At 38.1% G+C, this 17,020-nt stretch carries 14 protein-coding genes; 11 read left to right on the top strand and 3 right to left on the bottom strand.

Annotated elements, in window-relative coordinates:
* Nucleotides 1–56 precede the first annotated feature (56 nt).
* From HYU07_00630 to HYU07_00600, 7 genes are all read left to right on the top strand, one after another.
* Complete coding sequence (locus tag HYU07_00630; GenBank protein MBI2128721.1) at nucleotides 57–644, top strand: hypothetical protein; 588 nt, start codon at nucleotides 57–59, stop codon at nucleotides 642–644.
* A 107-nt stretch (nucleotides 645–751) separates the two neighbouring features.
* Nucleotides 752–1,678, top strand: a complete 927-nt coding sequence (locus HYU07_00625; GenBank protein ID MBI2128720.1) for a nucleotidyl transferase AbiEii/AbiGii toxin family protein — start codon at nucleotides 752–754, stop codon at nucleotides 1,676–1,678.
* Nucleotides 1,679–1,881: 203 nt separating this feature from the next.
* Nucleotides 1,882–2,466 (top strand): hypothetical protein, encoded by a 585-nt coding sequence (locus tag HYU07_00620; protein ID MBI2128719.1) that lies wholly within the window; start codon nucleotides 1,882–1,884, stop codon nucleotides 2,464–2,466.
* Nucleotides 2,450–3,070: a hypothetical protein gene (locus HYU07_00615; protein MBI2128718.1), complete on the top strand. Its 621-nt coding sequence runs from the start codon at nucleotides 2,450–2,452 to the stop codon at nucleotides 3,068–3,070. The genes HYU07_00620 and HYU07_00615 overlap by 17 nt, the downstream gene beginning before the upstream one ends.
* A 1-nt stretch (nucleotide 3,071) precedes the next feature.
* Nucleotides 3,072–3,821, top strand: a complete 750-nt coding sequence (locus HYU07_00610) for a hypothetical protein (protein MBI2128717.1) — start codon at nucleotides 3,072–3,074, stop codon at nucleotides 3,819–3,821.
* 13 nt (nucleotides 3,822–3,834) lie between these two features.
* On the top strand, nucleotides 3,835–5,865 hold the full coding sequence (locus HYU07_00605) for a hypothetical protein (GenBank protein ID MBI2128716.1): 2,031 nt from the start codon (nucleotides 3,835–3,837) through the stop codon (nucleotides 5,863–5,865).
* Entirely contained in the window at nucleotides 5,862–11,819 is a 5,958-nt protein-coding gene (locus tag HYU07_00600) for a fibronectin type III domain-containing protein (protein ID MBI2128715.1), read from the top strand. Before HYU07_00605 ends, HYU07_00600 begins: the two co-directional genes overlap by 4 nt.
* Nucleotides 11,820–11,937: 118 nt before the next feature.
* Here the strand turns inward: HYU07_00600 and HYU07_00595 are convergent, their stop codons facing one another.
* On the bottom strand, nucleotides 11,938–12,129 hold the full coding sequence (locus HYU07_00595) for a hypothetical protein (GenBank protein ID MBI2128714.1): 192 nt from the start codon (nucleotides 12,127–12,129) through the stop codon (nucleotides 11,938–11,940).
* 36 nt (nucleotides 12,130–12,165) lie between these two features.
* Nucleotides 12,166–12,378: a hypothetical protein gene (locus HYU07_00590; GenBank protein MBI2128713.1), complete on the bottom strand. Its 213-nt coding sequence runs from the start codon at nucleotides 12,376–12,378 to the stop codon at nucleotides 12,166–12,168.
* A 10-nt stretch (nucleotides 12,379–12,388) separates the two neighbouring features.
* Between HYU07_00590 and HYU07_00585 the strand changes: the two genes are divergently transcribed.
* Nucleotides 12,389–12,739: a hypothetical protein gene (locus HYU07_00585; protein ID MBI2128712.1), complete on the top strand. Its 351-nt coding sequence runs from the start codon at nucleotides 12,389–12,391 to the stop codon at nucleotides 12,737–12,739.
* Nucleotides 12,740–12,750: 11 nt separating this feature from the next.
* Here HYU07_00585 and HYU07_00580 read toward each other — a convergent pair whose 3' ends face one another.
* On the bottom strand, nucleotides 12,751–13,542 hold the full coding sequence (locus HYU07_00580) for a hypothetical protein (protein MBI2128711.1): 792 nt from the start codon (nucleotides 13,540–13,542) through the stop codon (nucleotides 12,751–12,753).
* A 176-nt stretch (nucleotides 13,543–13,718) separates the two neighbouring features.
* Between HYU07_00580 and HYU07_00575 the strand changes: the two genes are divergently transcribed.
* Genes HYU07_00575 through HYU07_00565 form a run of 3 tightly spaced genes read left to right on the top strand, consistent with a single transcriptional unit; the run spans nucleotide 13,719 to nucleotide 16,903 of the window.
* Nucleotides 13,719–15,641 carry a nucleotidyltransferase domain-containing protein gene (locus HYU07_00575; GenBank protein ID MBI2128710.1) on the top strand — a complete coding sequence of 641 codons (1,923 nt, stop codon included), beginning with the start codon at nucleotides 13,719–13,721 and terminating at the stop codon, nucleotides 15,639–15,641.
* A gap of 11 nt (nucleotides 15,642–15,652) precedes the next feature.
* Nucleotides 15,653–16,201 carry a CBS domain-containing protein gene (locus HYU07_00570; GenBank protein ID MBI2128709.1) on the top strand — a complete coding sequence of 183 codons (549 nt, stop codon included), beginning with the start codon at nucleotides 15,653–15,655 and terminating at the stop codon, nucleotides 16,199–16,201.
* Complete coding sequence (locus HYU07_00565; protein ID MBI2128708.1) at nucleotides 16,202–16,903, top strand: hypothetical protein; 702 nt, start codon at nucleotides 16,202–16,204, stop codon at nucleotides 16,901–16,903. It abuts the gene before it with no gap.
* Nucleotides 16,904–17,020: the final 117 nt, after the last annotated feature.

Below are 17,020 nucleotides of genomic sequence, written 5' to 3'. Positions count from 1 at the left end.
TAAAACAAAACATTTAAATAGTATATCATATTTCAACTAAAAGGTGGAAATGTAATATGAAAAAAACAGAGATTGCCTTAAGAGAGATGAAAAGCAAGATTATACTAAGAAGAGATTTAGACAGCCTTGCCGATAAGTACGGGTTTAACAGGCTCTCTTTAAGAAAACTTTTGCTGAACAAAGGCTACCTGGCAACTATCTTCAGGGGGATATACTACCTTAAAAGCTATGAAGAAAAAAAGCTCAATGGAATCGGATACTCTCCGTATGAATTATTGTCAGCAGGGTTGAAGCTTAAGGGAGTAAAATGGTATTTTGGGCTGAATTCAGCATTAAAATTCCTGAATCTTACACATGAAGTCTTTCCAGTAAACTATGTTATCAATGACAAGTTTAACAGGCTCAAGCCTATGAAAATTGCCGGCACAAGCTTTCTTTTCATTAAAGTAAAGCCCTCCCTTTTTTTTGGGCTTAAAAGGATAAAAACTTCAAATAAGCTTTTTTTAAATTACAGCGATCTGGAAAAAACATTATTGGACTTCATTTACTTAAAAAGGGGCATTGACCTGAAGGAATATAAATTCAGCAAGCAAATATTTTTAAAATATCTGCCCAGATACGGCAGATTATTGGAAATTAAGTAAAAAATTTCCTATTTATAACTTAATTTCCAATATGCCAAAAAAGTTGAAAATGAGAAATTTTCAACTTTTTTCAGTACAACAGAAAAGAGGGCGAATCAGATTTTACAATGGAAATAAGCAAAACTAAGCTGAGGGAATTTCTGCTGTTTATCAGCGAGAAGGCAAGAACAGCCTCTCTTGAGCTTATTGAAAAGGATTTTTACCTGAATGTGCTTTTATCAAAATTAAATCTTGAGGAGTACATTTTCAAAGGGGGAACCTGCCTGGCAAAAATCTATTTTGATTATTTCAGATTTTCGGAAGATTTGGATTTTACGTTTGCAAATCAAAAATTATTGGAGAACAAATCTACAAACCAGATAAAGAAACTTTGCAAGGAGAAGATAAATGATCTTGGAAAACAGCTTGAAGCTATTGGCTTAAATTTTGTTTTTGATAAGGCTGACCGAAAATATGTGGAGATAGGGAGCAATAACAAGCTTGTTACATTTAAAGTCTGGTACGAGTCGGTTTTTACAGGCGCCTTTTCTTTCATAAAGCTGCAAATTAACTTTCTGGAAAAAATTAAGTTTGAAGTAAAATCAAGGGAAACGCTCTCCCTGATAAAAGAGAGCCTAAGAAGCGAGGAAAAGATTTACTTTCAGGAGCTTATTGTTTTTTATGAAAAAAGGGAGCTTCTTGCTTATGATATCAAAGAAATTGCAGCAGAAAAGATACGCTCTTTAGTTACAAGAAAAGCCAAAAAATCAAGAGATGCCATTGATCTTTTTTTTATTTATCAAAGATTCAAGATAAAACCGGAAGATTTGGCAGAAGAGGCAAAAGAAAAAATAGCTTTCGCAACCAAATATTATGGAAAATACAAGGAGAGCCTCATACTAATCAGGGAAAAAACCGGCAATATTGATTTTTCTTATGATGAAGTAAAGCACTTAATAGTTCAGGAATTGAAAAAAGAAGAGTTTGAAGATTTTGCAGCAAGGCTCAGGCTATTTTTGCAAAAATTCCTTAAAGAAATCGAAATGGAGCTATAAATATAAAAAATCCCTTAAACATCTTCCTGGGAAGATTGGTAAATTATACACTCTATCGATTACTTTTATACCTTTCACCAAAAAGCGAAAGCTCACTCATACTGTTAGTTTCTATATAGTAACTTTAAGTTACTATGATCTAACTTAAATATCTTTCTTATAAAATCGAAAGATTTATAAATAAAGACTTTTTAATTTAAATCGTGAAAAAGATCGAATTCGTATACAGGGAAATGTTGTACCAGTTTATGGAAAAGAAAAAGTACAATTTTACGCAGTCCGAACTATCAAAAAATTTGATGATCTCATTAAGCACAGTAAATCTTGCCTTAAAGCCGCTGGTAAAGATGAATTCAGTAGATATCCGGCTAAGAGGTTTTCGTATTATTGATTTAAAAAAGATTTTATATTATTGGGCAAGTATACGGAATTTCGAAAAAGATATAATATATAAAACACGGGTCAACAAGCCCGTTACCCAAATAGAATCTGAGATGCCCAACAATATTGTATATGGTGCATATTCTGCCTATAAGTTTAAATTCAAGGATGTCCCTGCTGATTATTCAGAAGTTTATGTTTATGGCGATGAAGAAATTGAAAAAAGATTTCCAAAAAACATCAACAGCCCCAACTTATTTGTGTTAAAAAAAGACAACGCCATAGATAAATATGGCAAAAGCTCAACAACAGCCCAGTTATTTGCTGATTTGTGGAATTTAAAAGAATGGTATGCGAAGGAGTTTTTAAAAGCCCTGGAGAAGCGGTTAAATGGAATTCTGGAATAGCTTATTGACGGAAAAGAGCTGGAACATTCTTGTTGAATTAAATAAAAAGCCATTCAAATTTATAGTCATTGGCGGCTGGGCTGCTTATCTATGGACAAGGCTGCATAAATCAAAAGACCTCGATATAGCATTAACAGATTTGAAGCAATTGGAATACCTGAAGGAAAATTATAATCTGAAAAAGAATGACAATCTTAAAAAATATGAAATAAGCTTTGAAGAGATTGATGTTGATATTTATGCCCCTTTTTTCTCAAAATTGGCGATTCCTGTGGAAGATATTAAGAGCTATTCCACAAAAGTAGAGAACTTTAATGTTGTAATTCCTGAAGTTTTGCTTATACTGAAGCAAGGCGCAGAAATTGACAGGGAAAAATCAGTTAAGGGCGGAAAAGACAGGATCGACATCATGACTTTATTGTGTTTTACAGATGTGAATTTTAAAAAATACTTTGAGCTGCTCAAAAAATACAAAATAGAACATTTTAAATACAGATTAATTGAAATAATAAGAAATTTTAAAGACATGCAATATCTTGAGCTAAACCCGAGGCAGCTAAAGCTTAAAAAGAGCAAGATTTTAGATGAATTAAAAAGAAATTAAAATGCCAAAAACAACAAAAAAGACAGAAAGCTGGTTAAGGAAATTACTCCGCTCTTTTATTCCGAAGCCGCGCTTTATGCTTATAATGGTTCTCGACTTTATTCTCCTGTTCCTGCTGGCCAATGCAGCCTATCTTCTTATGTACGGAATAGACAAGGCGGCATTGGAAGTCAAAAAAAACAATATAGATGATCTCGCAACAACATCATTGACCCAATTAGAAGCAACAACAAATGCGATGCAGTCATTCTTCCAGTCGCTGTATTTGTATGCTTTTTTATTCGCTTTGTTTGCATTTTTCATGGTTGTAATTTTCCAGAGCATTGTTTACACTGTTTTATTAGGCAAAAAGCCAGATTTAAAATACCTTATAAGCTTCTTTTTGGCAAATATTATATGGATTCCTGCGCTTTTGCTCTTGTTTTTTGCAATTTTTAAATTGTTCAGGGAAAGCATAATGATCGGCCTATTTCTGCTGGCATTCCTATTAGCAATCTACTTCACAAATATCCTGTACATATTGCTCGCAAAAAGAGGAAAAGTATTTAAATCAATAAAAACAGCATTGCAGTTAGGTGTGGAAGAGCTTTATATTTTCATAGCCCCGCTTATATTGGGGATAGTGGCTTACGCTTCAAACTCCATAGCCTTGCTGGGCATTCCGGCAGCATCAATAATCGCGGCAATAGTGATTTTGTACTGCCTTGCCTGGTTCAGAAGCTATACAGCAATGGTGCTTGATGGTGCTTAAAAAAAGAGGATAGATGAAAAGAGCGCAGATAACAGTTTTCATGATAGTTGCACTAGTAATTGTGGTATTTGCCGCCACTCTTATCTCCATATTTGCCCAGAAAACAATGTTCTTTCCAAGCAAAGTAATTCCGCCTTACATTTCGCCAATCCGCAATTACATAGATTCCTGCATCAATGTTGTCAGCCAGGATGCAATTGCAAGACTGGGCCAGCAGGGCGGCTATGTTGCATTGCCAAATTCAATAAAAAACAACCCTGCGAAGAACATAGTCTTCTTCGGCCCCTACAAAGTGCCGTATTGGTATTATGATGCTGCTTCGCATATTCCTCCAGAAAAGCAGATGGAGCAGCAGATAAGCGACTATGTTGAGGAGAATATTAATGGCTGCATACAGGATTTGGATTTATTCAGGCAGGATTTTGATATTGAAACAGTAAAGCAGCCAACTGCGCAGACAAAGATCGCCGAAAATGACGTTGTGATCAATGTTGATTACAGGCTCAAGATCAAAAATGCAAGAACAGGAGAAGAGACCAAATTAAAGGATTTTTCTGCGCACTCTAACGTTAAGCTGAAAAAGATTTATGAGCTGGCAAAAAAAATCCTTGATGCAGAAAACAAGAACGGCTTACTGGAAAACATGACTATTGGCTTGATTGCAATGAACCCGAAAACGCCGTTGACAGGGATGGACTTCAGATGCGACCAGCTTATATGGAATATTCTGGATGTGAGAACAGAGCTGCAAAGGATGCTCTACTATACTGCTCCGCTTATAAGAATAAAAAATACAGATTATGTTCCTTTTTCAGCGCCAGAGTCAGTGTATGAGGAATATGACGCTTATTACGACGAGCTTCAGAAAAAAGCAGCAAATATAAAATATCTGCCAGAAGAAAAAGGGCTTTTCAGCGTTACAGAATTTCCAGATGCTTCATCAGAATTAAGCAGCGTTAAAGCGCCTTCTGCCCCCTTGCCTGAAGATGCATATGATTATTTCCATTATTTCTGGGATGCAAAAACCCAGCCAAGCGAGTTGAAAGTTGGCTTCAGATACCAGCCAATATGGGGCATTGACTTGGATGTCAGGCCTTCCAAAGACGGCTTGCTTAAGTCAAACACAGGGAAAACATCGCAGAAATTCCTCAGCTTCATGTGCGTTAATATTTATCATTTCACTTATGATGTCTCTTATCCAGTTGAAGCAATAATATCAGATGATGCTGCGTTCAATGGCAATGGATTCTCATTCCATTTTGCAATTCCAGTCATAGTAAAAAGCAATGAAGCAAGAAGAACAACTGAAATTGCGCCTGCAGAATTCAATCCTCCAATAGAAGACGCAGCATATTGCAGCCAGCGCGGAACAGATCTGGTTGAAATAAAAGCAACCGGAAAAAGAGAAGGGCTTTCAAATATGGAATTAAAAGATGCCAATATATCCTTCACATGCGGAAGATACAGATGCAATCTGGGGCAGACAAAGCAAGCATATGGGAGCTATCAGCTTATAACAACCCTTCCTTCATTCTGCAAATTTGGCAACATAGAAGCAGAAAAAGCAGGCTATTTGAAAGCAATAAAGCAGTTCGAACAAAGCCCATTCGCAATAGAGCTTAAAGCGCTTAAATCGCTTGACTTTGAAATCATAAAGCGAAAAACAACAGCGCCTGCATCAGAATTGCAGCTTGCAGATGATGAGTCAGTTACAATATATCTGTCGCTAGAGGATGGAAGCTATAATTTATATAGGACATATCCCTTTGCCGGCGCAATGCCCGAGTCTGACAAAAAGATCGATCTTCTTGATGAAGGTGCATCTTATAATTTATTCCTTATTTTAACAAAAGGCGAGAAGATGATCGGCGGCTATAAGGGAACATGGACAGTCAGCGAGCTTGACTTGGAAGGCAAGACAAAAATCAAGTTCAATGTAATTGAAAAGGTTCCAATGCCTGTAACTAATGACGATCAGATAAATTTAATAGGCGACTTGGAGAAGCCAGAATATCAAACGCAGCTGGTGCCTGTATTGAAATGAAAGCAAACAAAAAAGAAATCATTGCGCTGTTTTTAATAGCCTTAATGATGTTCCTTCCAGCCTATTCTGCAAATGCATTGACAATATCAAACATCAGGGTGAAAAACCTCACTTCAAGCTCAGCTGATATTTTATGGGATACAGATGCTGCTGCAGACTCTATGGTTAAATATGGCAATTATTCCTACAGGGAATTCTCAGTTTCAGATGCTGCTCTTGTAACAGAGCATGCTGTAACATTGCCTGCTTTGCTGCCTGATTCAAAATATTACTACAGCATAACATCAGCAGCTGGAAGCGACAGCGCAACAAAAGGCGGGGACAATTATTATTTCTATACCAATGTAGGTGATATCGTTGCGCCTGTTATATCGGCTATTTTAGTTTCAACAACAGAGAAAACTGCGACAATAAGCTGGACAACAAGCGAAGCTTCGACTTCAAAGATATATTATGGCGGAACAACTGGCCTTGGCTCTGAAGTAAGCGCAGGCGGAATGCTTACTCAGCATAATGTGCAATTGACAGATTTGACAAATAATACGCAATACTTCTATGTTGCAAATTCATGCGATGCCTATAATAACTGCGCGAACTCATCTCTGCTCAGCTTTGTCGCACAGTCTGCTGACACAACTCCGCCTTTCATCAATGCTACAATCCCTGCACTGCATGGATCTTCGCAGATTGACATAGGCGGAAGTACAGAAGCATATACAACTGTGCAGCTCTATCAGAATGATGCGCTGAAAAGAGCCCTGACAACTGATTACAATGGAACATTCTTGTTCCCTGCTGTTGTGCTTGATCCTGCTGTTTCGCCGAACAAAATAAGGCTGCATGCAAAAGATGCTGCAGGAAATGAGAATGATGCAAGCTATAACATAACTGTTGATTTAACTTACCCTTTCCTGGACATAGCGCCAATTCCTCAGGTTTCTCCGGTACAGACATTAAAGGTTAACGGCACAGTTGACAAGAATTCAACAATAAAATTCTATGTCAGCCCAGAAAGCTTTGACACAACCCCGCCGCCTGCTGTGGAAAATCTTTCACAAAGCATTGTAACTGCCAGTTCTATAAAGATCGCATGGAATACTGTTAATGTAACTGACTTGAGCAAATATGCTGTTTACAGGTCAGATGTTGGGAGAATAGCAACAACGTTCTCAAATTATTTCTTAGATATTCTTGTCAGCACAAACAAAACATACACATACCAAGCCAGCGCAGTTGATGCTTCGGGGAATGAAGGCCAGAAGTCAGCAATGATTTATATTACAACTTTGGCTGGCGGCAGCACAATAACTCAGCTTCCTACTGTGGTTGAGTTGGATATCATAACGCCGCAAACCATGCTGAACAATGTGCTCGGCAATTTTTCAACTGGCCTTGCTTTGCAGAATGGCCGCAACAGGATAAAGATTGAGGCAATTGACAATATCGGGCATACGACAACTTATGAGAATGCAACTTTGTTTGATCCTAACCCCCCTGTAATAGTTGAAAATAACCTTGGATCATTAAGCCCGTCTTACATCCCCGATGTTACGATAAGAGGAAAGGTGAACAAAAATGCAACTGTTTATGTTTACCTTAACTATGATGATGGATCATCCCCTTCATATGAAAAAGCGACAGAATCAGACGGAACTTTCAGCGTTGATATCAGCCTGACAAAAGAAGGCACATTAAATGAGTATGAAACAACAGGCATAGCCGGAACGCCATCAACAGGATTAAGCGGAGAATACTCGCCTGCTTATATAAACAAGATAAAATTAACTGCAAAGGATTCTGTTGGAAGGGAAAGCTCACCAGTAATGGGTGATATAAAATACACGCAGTGCGGATTTGGGGCATGGTGGCAGGTAAACATAAGCGAAGCAACCCCTGATATGCTTACTCCAAAACTGATGCTTATTGGAATGTCGCAGATTGGGATAACTTCGCAGATAGGGTGGCAGGGCGGCTATCAGAATGGAAATATAATAGCCAACCCGACTGTGGAAATAATGCCGTTAAGCGCAGAGCAGAAGGAAAAATATGATGAAGACTGGCTGCAGAGTTCGCAGGCGATATGGAGCAGCGACAAAAGAACAGGCTACGTTATTCTCAAAATAAAAAGGCTTGATTCGATAATAAAAGCCAACACATCGCTTCAGAAAGAAAATAATTTAAGCGACCATAGAAAAGACGAATGCCCTGTTCCTGGTCTTGGCTGCATTAAGATCCCTTTGCTGCTCACAATAAGGTTTTACGATCCTAATTTGCCTGGCTACAGCATCTCACCGGGAGTTGGGGGAACGCAGGGAGCTTTAACTCAGACGCAGACATTAACCCAAAAGCAGTGCTGGGACGTGATTGTCAATATTGACAGAAGAGCGCCTTCAGACAAGATTCCAAAGGCATTTTTAACTTCATCTGTTGAACTGCTGAATACAACAATAGAATTGATAGATATGATACTGAAGCCATTAAATCAGGTCAAGACATGGGTGTTTTACGGCTGCATGGGATCCTGGGCATATTCCTTTTTTAACTGGTTCAATGAAAAGTGGAACTGCGAGTATTCAGGAGGCTTAGGAACAATACTTGGCGGCATTATTGGCGCTAATGAGATGAAAAAAGTTGCAGAACAAGGGCAGTGCGATCAGGCATTTGATCCCGCCAAAGAGCAAGATAAGAATCAGGCTTGTAAATCCTGCAGCGATGCAATACAAAGAAGAATGGGCTGGGAGCAGACAATGCATTTGATCTGCGACAGGATCTTCTGCCCTGCTGCGCCTACGTTGCAGAATTATGTTGAGGGAAAAGTTAAAGAGGGCAAAGATATATTTGGTGCTACAGATTTAGGTACAAAAGAAACCATAAGCAGCGCAGCCAACCTTGTTAAATCAAATTCCGACTGCGGGCTTGTTAAAAGTGCTGTTGGCAAAGACACAGTAAAAACAATATATGATAATTATATTGATCAACAGAATCAACAAGCTTGCAAAGGGCTTCATCCTTATGATCCAAAATGCTGCGGCTTTGAATACATGCGCGAATGGGATTCTGCATGCGGAGCTTATCCTAAGTTCGGGTTTAATGAAATAGAAGAATCATATTGCTTAGTTCATCCGGAAGATACAAAGGTCTGCACAACTCCGAGAAAGATCTTTAATTCTGTAGCAGGATTCTGCGATCCGCAAGGAAAACCAAAAGAAGAATTTGTAAAGGGACTTAGGACTTATAAAGAATTAGGGCCACAAGATACAAAAGACACAGAAGCACTTGGAAAAGAGATATTCTACAGAATAACGGAAAAAACAGATAGCAGTGGAAAGACAACAGATGTTGTTGTTGAAAGAGGTTATTATAACACAAAGTACGTTACTGCACAACAAGGAGCAGTTCAAGTAGGACAGCCGAGCAAGGTCACGCAGGATGTAGAATTTAAGCCCTTAAGGCCTGTCAATGAAATCAAAGATGTTGATGTAATAGACAAAAACAATCTACAATCTTCCTACAATGCCCAATTAACAAAATTCAAAAAAGATTATGTATTTGTTGCTGCAGAAACCAGGCAAATTCCTGGTGTAGCTGGAAACGGCGATATTAACAAAGATGCACAAGAAGTTTTTGACAAGATTTTATCGGCCATTGGCACAACAGACAAGAAATACATTGTTGATCCGACCTCTGGCTTGTTAAGGTCAATTCAATGCGTTTGCCTGCCGGGGATCACGAGCTATCTGTCGCTTTACAGATCCATGATGGATGCCATAAGGACATGCTTCAACACAATCTTATTGACAGGAGACGGAAATCCAGGAGTGTGCCAGGCTGTATTGACGCAGTATGTGTGCGATCTTATCTATGATGTTATAAAATGCTTTACAAAGAAGTACAGCAACGGATTTGGAAAAAGGATTGAAGGCGGCATTGGCGGATTTTTAGGAGCATTGACATCTGCAGGAACAGCTGTCCAGAAGTCAGTCTCTGGCAGATACGGCGGCTCAACAATATGGCGCACAATGTTTGCTGAAAGAAAATTGGTGCATGCCATTTGCTTATTTGCATTTACAGGAGACTGGAATCTTGATGTGAATACTTTGCTGAATGAAAACATATCTGTTAATATACAGAGCCAGCCGATATTGTATCCATGCACAAGAAGATTTGTTTCCTATAATCCTGTAAGCAACCCATCTGGATTAACAACATGGAGCTATCATCTTGGAATCGGATTGGTTGCAGGCTCCCCTTTAACATACAGGGTTTATCTGAAATGCTCAAGCGGCTATACTTGCGATACAAATGATTTCGAAGGAGGAAAGTGCGACTGCGTAAGCGCAGAGCAGACTATGGGTGTTGCTGCAGAAGGCGGCACAGGAGTGCTTAAAGCAGGCCAGATACTCGACAGCGATACCTATGTTCCATTAACAGAATCAAAAGTAAGGTATGATACTGCTGTCCTTGAATGGGCATGGACTGACAACACAGGGGCAAAGAGAACAGACAAGCAGGAATGCAGTATAACGCAGGAAGGCGGAAAGCCGCCAGTATTCTGCAGCTTTGACATAGGAACAGGAAGCTATCTGTGCAGATTAAGCATCGGCCAAAACACAGGAGAGGCGTATTTTAACCCAGCTCCTTCTGCAAGGGCAGAGCCTTTCAAAAAAGATGAAAATCTTAGAATATCAGTCAATATAGCGCAGCAATTGCCTAGAGATGCTTCAGAGCGCAAAAGCGAATATTGCAGTGATGGCTTAAAATACTGTTCTTATACAAAACAACTGAGATGGACTGTAACAAACCAGAATGGTGTTGTGATTTCAGAAATGAGCAGCGGCACTGCAGCATCAAACCAACCCCCGCAGCTGCTTTATGAAAGCAAAGAGCATCAATTTACATTGCCTGATGTTATGATAACGAAAGAGATGTTTGAAAGAACAAGCACGCCGACTTCAACAACGAAAACATGCGAGAATGTTGGTGTGCCTACAGGAGTCACATATTCAAATTCAATATCTGTTAAGTCTATGACCTGTGATGATACTTTCGAATTGATTTACCATACAGGAAAAAATGATAATGAAAAATTCGAATACAAAATCGGCACATACCTTTCAACCCCTACTGCAATTTTCACACCATCATCAAAAACTACAAATAAATGCACTTACGAAAAAAGCTCAAATAAAGTAACTTGCGGCAATAATGTGATAAATATAAACTCGGAACCAACTAATGACGCATCAACTGTATTTTATTCTCATATTCAAACAAGCCAGACTACCACAAGCACTTTCACGTGCGACAACAAAGAGCAGACATGGAATGCTGTATTTGCATTATATGATTATAAAAAAGACGATACAACGGGGCAATATGTTCCTTCCGAGCAAAAAACAACATATAATGGAGCAATTCAAGAAAAATCATTGAATTTCAAAGTGATATGCAATCCTTCTGCTCAAGGGACTGCTTCAACAACAGGGCCAACAATAATAAACTCATTCACAGTAGATGACAAGACAGGAACAATTTTAGTAAAGAAAAATGACGCAAAAAATGCCAAGATAACAACAACAGAAGATTCTGCTTCAGCTTATATGTCAGTAAAAGGTCCAATATCCGACTCGTTACAATTAGAACAAAGCTCATCAATATCAAAAAAAGAATGGAGCGCTAAAACCCTTCTCTGGGTGCCTGTACTGGCAGGAAAATATACGTTGCAAGGCCATGTTATTGGTGGATCCTTAAATAATCCCTACACTTCTCAAAATACAATCACAGCTTATGTCTGGGAAAAAGAATGCAGTGATAAGAGCAATCCTGCTAAAAAAGGAGTTTGCCTTTCAACTGAAAGTAGCGGAGTATGTCCTGCTTCATTTACGCAATTAACTGACTTAGCCGATAATGGTAAATGCGATTCTGGCCAAACCTGCTGCCAACAAACTTCTTAAACCATGAAATATCACAAAATTTTTAACAAAAAATTATGTAAACTAAAATTAACACATATAAACCGAAGTTAACAATGACCCTCACAACCATCTTAACAAGAAGCTTTAAAGCAACATTTCAAGCCATAAGAAAGAATATCCCCTTATTCATTCTCTCGGTTTTTCTTGATCTTTTATTTTTGCTCTCTTCTTTTGCTGCGCTTGGATTTGCAGTTAAAAAGATATTCGACTCGCTGAAAATACTCCTTCCGATACTGAACCAGTACTCTGCAATTGCCCAGCAGATCTCGGTCAATCCAGGATCTGTCATTCAGCCTGATTTCTCTACCCAAAATGCACTGGTGAATCAGAATTTGAATGCAATTATGCAGTCGGCTTTTATTTTTGCTTTATTTTTATTTACCGCATGGTGCATCCTGCAGTCAATAAGCTGGCTTATTGCGAATAAAATGCTGAAGATCAAGGCAAGATTTTTTAATTTTTTTATGAAGTTTTCTTTAATCAGCTTTATTTTATTCTTGGCTGCCTCTTTGATTTTGATAGTGTCTTTTGATTCCATACGCCGCAGCATGACATCAATAATGGCGGTTCCGCAGAATACAACCCTCATTATTTCCTTGATTGTTTTTTTAGCAGTTTTTTATTTTATAATCATTGCTTATTCGCTTATTCAAAAATACGGATTGCTGGAATTATTCCAAAAAATATTTATAATCAGCATTAAAAGAATAAAATACGCTTTTTCCGCTTATTTTATTTTAATCTTTATTGGTTTTTTAGTTTTTTTGATCTTGAGCTATTCTTTTACAATAGGTTATTTATTGGCACTTATCCTGTTTTTAATAGTATTTTTGCCTTATTTGACAGTATCGAGGATTTTTTCGATTAGAATAATGAATGAAATGGAAAAAGAAAAATAATCTGGCTGCTGCTAGTGAGCATTCCCGTCTTTTGCGTTTTCTTTCTTTGTTATTTTTTCATAGCCGTATTTTTGAAGTTGTTCTCCGGCTCCTTTTATTAAGGCCTCATAATGCGCTTCTAATTCGTGTGCACGTTTTTTAAGATAGTGTTCCCTTGGCTTAAAACCTGCTTCTTTAAATTTAGGCTTTAGGTGTTTTGTTAAATCGAGTACATCGTATTGCTTTATCAGCCCCTCAGTAGCGCTGTCATTCAAGTAGCTTGCATAAAGCTTTTTACTATTCTCGGCTAAACCTTTTAATGCTTCTATTGCTTCTAATTTTGTTTTTCCTACAAATTGTTTAATGAACTCCTTACTTAGTGGGTTCACAATCCCTTCTCTTGTTGGGTGATATTGACTGAATAAGCTTCCTTTCATATCCCTGATATCTTCTTCAGAAAGGCCTTCTTTCTTTGCTTGCTCTAGCGTATCTTTAAACTTCTCACCCATGGCTCTTTCCAAGAATTTATCAACATAAACTTCCAGAATGGCTCTGATATCGCCTTCTTTTTTCAACTTTGAAGAATCTTCTTCAAGCATCGTGTCCAATTTCTTATAAGCCTCTTCATATGCACCAGGAAATGACTTTCTATCAGATGGCTTGCCCATAACTACATATTCGGCATGCTGTGCAAAAAGCAGATCATATTGTTTTTCTGGAGCGTGAAATTCTTCAAATTTCTTGATTCTTTCTTTGAATGGCTTATTAACAACACCCTGGATATTCGCAATGATATCATCAACAGTTTTTGCTTTCTTAGCCATTTTTCATCACCTTTTATCATTATTTTTAAATTTAATTAATACCATTCCTAAGTCATCACTTCTATATATATGTTTTGTTTTTTATGCAGATAAAATTATGAAAATCCCAAAATCAATAAAACCACAATATTTATAAACATTACCCGATTATTTCGTGATTAAGGGTGGAACTTTTAATGGCAAAGAAAGAATATAAGGAAAATAAAAAAAATTCTGAAGAAAAGCAAAAATCAGACAATGAGCTGGCATTAAAGATCCCTGAAAACCTGCCGAAAGAAGCCCAGGAAAAGATAAAGGAAATAAAGGAAAAGATTGACAAATTCCAGAAAGAAATTCTTAAAAAGTTTGATAAATACATAATGGGGATTGCATTGCTGCCTCCGCAGAGGAAAGGCGAGGAAAAGCCTGCTCAGCCGCAGCCTGGAGAAGAAATCGATCCAGAAGAAAAAACCAGCGAAAAGCAGGAAGAGAAAAAAGAAGGCGGTGAAAAAATAAATGTTCTCGTTTTAGTTGATGATTCTGACAGCCAGAAGATGTCGAAGCAGGAATTGGCATCAAAACTTTCAGCAATAATAACAAAAATGGCTGAGGATGTCGACAAGTCTTTGGCTCCTGAAATAGTGATTCTGTCAGAGCTATGGCAGAGCTGCTATGACGCGAAATATGATCTGCTGCAGTTGATTGCAATGTCTGCCCCTGTTTATGACCTTGGAATGCTTTCGGCAATAAAAATAGCTGAAATCCATAAATCAATGGTGCTGAAAAAATTCGAGCGCTACATTGTTTCATATGTTCTGGCAGGCTCATTAGTGCAGGGAAGGGCAACAAAAACATCTGATATTGATGTCTGGGTTGTAATTGATGACACTGATGTAAAGCGCATGACAAGGGCTGAGCTTAAAGACAAATTAAGGGCTATAATAATTGGCATGGGAATCGAGGCAGGCGATATAACTGGAGTTAAAAACAAGCTGAACATCCAGGTTTATATTCTGACAGACTTTTGGGACAGCTTGAAAGAGGCAAATCCAATAATATTTACTCTGCTTAGAGACGGCGTTCCATTCTATGACAGGGGCATCTTTATGCCGTGGAAGCAATTATTGAAAATGGGCAAGATAAAGCCAAGCGCAGAGGCAATTGATATGTTCATGTCATCAGGCGAAGAAATGCTGAAAAGGGTGCATTTCAGGCTGCAGGATCTGGGAATGGAAGACATTTATTATGCAATACTCACTCCGAGCCAGGCCGCGCTGATGCTTTTTGGCGTTCCGCCTCCAACTCCGAAGGAAACTCCTGCATTGATGAAGGAAATCTTTGTTGACAAGGAAAAAATGCTTGAAGAGAAGTATATTAAACTTTTAGAAAAGAACATTCAGGTAAGAAAAGAGCTTGAGCATGGCACAAAAAAATCACTCACAGGAAAAGAGCTTGACGAGCTGCTGACAAATGCAGAAGACTATCTTAAAAGAATAAAAAAGCTGTTCGGCCAGATAGAAAAGATAAAGGAAGAAGAGGATATGGTTCGCATTTATGATACAACCGTAACAATGATAAGGGACATTTTAAAATTAGAGGGTGTTGAAAAAGTTGCGGATGTTGAAATTGTCAGCATGTTTGAGGACAAGCTTATAGCTGAAGGGAAGATTCCTGCAAAATTTTTAAGAATACTGAATGAAATAATAAAAGCAAAGAAAGATTATGATGAAAAGAAGCTGTCAAAAGTGGAAGTGGAAAAGGTAAAGAAAGATTCTGCTTCCTTCATAAAATTCCTGATCGAATACATCCAGAGAAAGCGCGGCCTGGAAATAGAAAAAGCAAGGGTTAGGGTGAAGCATGGGACAAAGTTCGGAGAAGTTCTGCTGCTTGAAAAAGAGGCGTATGTTATTCACGACATAGATGCCGAACAAAAAGAAATTACAAAAGCAGCTATAAACAAAGATGGCAGCTTAGGCGCAGCAAAAGAGTCTTCAATCGAAGAAATGGAAAAAGCCCTTGTGAATGAGAAAATTCCTCAGCGCGTTTTTATAAAAGAGCCATTATTTGAAAGCCTTAAGTCCTTTTTCGGAAAGGATGTCGAAGTTATGGTGAACTATTGAAGGTGAACTAAATGAAAACCGGCTTTAAAGTCTGCGATGCAATGACGGAAAACCCGATTACAATCAGTTCCGGAGCAAGCCTGCAGGATTGCGCTAAAATAATGGATGAAAAGCATGTTGGCGCTTTGCTAATCAAAAAAAATGAAGAGCTGCAGGGCATAATAACAGAGCAGGATATTGTAAGAAAAGCTGTTGCGAAAGGCATAGACGCATCTAAATCAAAAGTCGGAGCATATATGGAAACAGACATGACATCAATAAGCCCCGAGGCAGATATTTTTGATGCATTAATTAAAATGAGGGACTTGAATATAAGGCATTTGCCTGTTATTGACGGCAAGAAATTCATAGGGTTGCTGACATTGAAAGACATACTCAAGATAGAGCCGCAGCTGTTTGATCTGCTGGTTGAAAAATTTGAATTAAGGGAGGAGGAAAGAAAGCCATTAAGCAAGCGAAAGCCGTCAGAAGGCATCTGCCAGATATGCGGCAAATACGCTGATAAAGTCACTAATCTTGACGGCGTCCTGATGTGCATGGATTGTAAGGAAGAGAGTTAAATGAAAATATTCTGCGATAATATAACAAATCTTGCATTTCCTGAAGAATGCGATAGAGTTTTTATTTGCGGTCATAAGATTCTTGGTGATGTTTTAGCTGAAGGTTCAAAGGTTAATGGCGATATTTATATGAATGAAGTAAAAGTTGGTGGAATTGTTATGATGGCTGGCTTAAATGCCAAAGGTCTTTACTTGAGCAAAGCCAAAGTCAATGGAGCTTTTGAGCTTTCATCTTCAAATGTCTGTGAAGTAGAGATGTTCAAATTATATGTTAAAAAGAGTGTTAATATAAACGGCGCCAGGATTAGTGGTGGGCTCAAGATGTATGGGTTAAGGGCCAAGAATGTTTATGCGAGAGAATTAGTGGTGGGGTGTGACATTAATATGGGGGAGTTAGAAGTCAAAAGTCTTGATATGAGAGGGCTTAGTGCAAATAAGGGAATTTATGCAGGAAGAACGAACATTAAAGAGTTTTATTTGTCAACGAAGGAGGGAGTTATTATTCAGTATCTTTGTCTTGATGAGGCAAAGATTTCAAATTTCATTTCAACTTTCACACCAGATGAGCCTCAGATTATTCTGGTGAAAGAATTCAGCAAAGCAAATGCAAGGCTTCCAAAAAGCCTAGAAGAAGCTCTTGAAAAAGGAGTTGAATTGGCAAAGAATCAGCTTGAAAAAACAAATGTTGCTCAAGTAGGTTAAGCGGCGCATTAAATAAGTTAGGGTTAAGTCAACTCTTGTGAGTTGACTCCATTTCTATTGAAATGGTAAAAAAATAAATTAAAGAAACAATTAGCTCCCTCTAGTGCTTGGAAACTG

The organism is Candidatus Woesearchaeota archaeon (assembly GCA_016180285.1).
In the GTDB taxonomy this organism is placed as follows: Archaea; Nanobdellota; Nanobdellia; order Woesearchaeales; family JACPBO01; genus JACPBO01.
The sequence above is the reverse complement of the archived record's forward strand: the minus strand, read 5'-3'. Positions and strand labels throughout refer to the sequence as shown.

Bases quoted from the DNA above. Each gene is read 5' to 3' on its own strand.
- HYU07_00630 (MBI2128721.1), top strand. From the start codon at position 57: ATGAAAAAAACAGAGATTGCCTTAAGAGAGATGAAAAGCAAGATTATA.
- HYU07_00625 (MBI2128720.1), top strand. From the start codon at position 752: ATGGAAATAAGCAAAACTAAGCTGAGGGAATTTCTGCTGTTTATCAGC.
- HYU07_00615 (MBI2128718.1), top strand. From the start codon at position 2,450: ATGGAATTCTGGAATAGCTTATTGACGGAAAAGAGCTGGAACATTCTT.
- HYU07_00610 (MBI2128717.1), top strand. From the start codon at position 3,072: ATGCCAAAAACAACAAAAAAGACAGAAAGCTGGTTAAGGAAATTACTC.
- HYU07_00605 (MBI2128716.1), top strand. From the start codon at position 3,835: ATGAAAAGAGCGCAGATAACAGTTTTCATGATAGTTGCACTAGTAATT.
- HYU07_00600 (MBI2128715.1), top strand. From the start codon at position 5,862: ATGAAAGCAAACAAAAAAGAAATCATTGCGCTGTTTTTAATAGCCTTA.
- HYU07_00595 (MBI2128714.1), bottom strand. From the start codon at position 12,129: ATGACAGATCCTGGATTGACCGAGATCTGCTGGGCAATTGCAGAGTAC.
- HYU07_00590 (MBI2128713.1), bottom strand. From the start codon at position 12,378: ATGGAATCAAAAGACACTATCAAAATCAAAGAGGCAGCCAAGAATAAA.
- HYU07_00585 (MBI2128712.1), top strand. From the start codon at position 12,389: ATGACATCAATAATGGCGGTTCCGCAGAATACAACCCTCATTATTTCC.
- HYU07_00580 (MBI2128711.1), bottom strand. From the start codon at position 13,542: ATGGCTAAGAAAGCAAAAACTGTTGATGATATCATTGCGAATATCCAG.
- HYU07_00575 (MBI2128710.1), top strand. From the start codon at position 13,719: ATGGCAAAGAAAGAATATAAGGAAAATAAAAAAAATTCTGAAGAAAAG.
- HYU07_00570 (MBI2128709.1), top strand. From the start codon at position 15,653: ATGAAAACCGGCTTTAAAGTCTGCGATGCAATGACGGAAAACCCGATT.
- HYU07_00565 (MBI2128708.1), top strand. From the start codon at position 16,202: ATGAAAATATTCTGCGATAATATAACAAATCTTGCATTTCCTGAAGAA.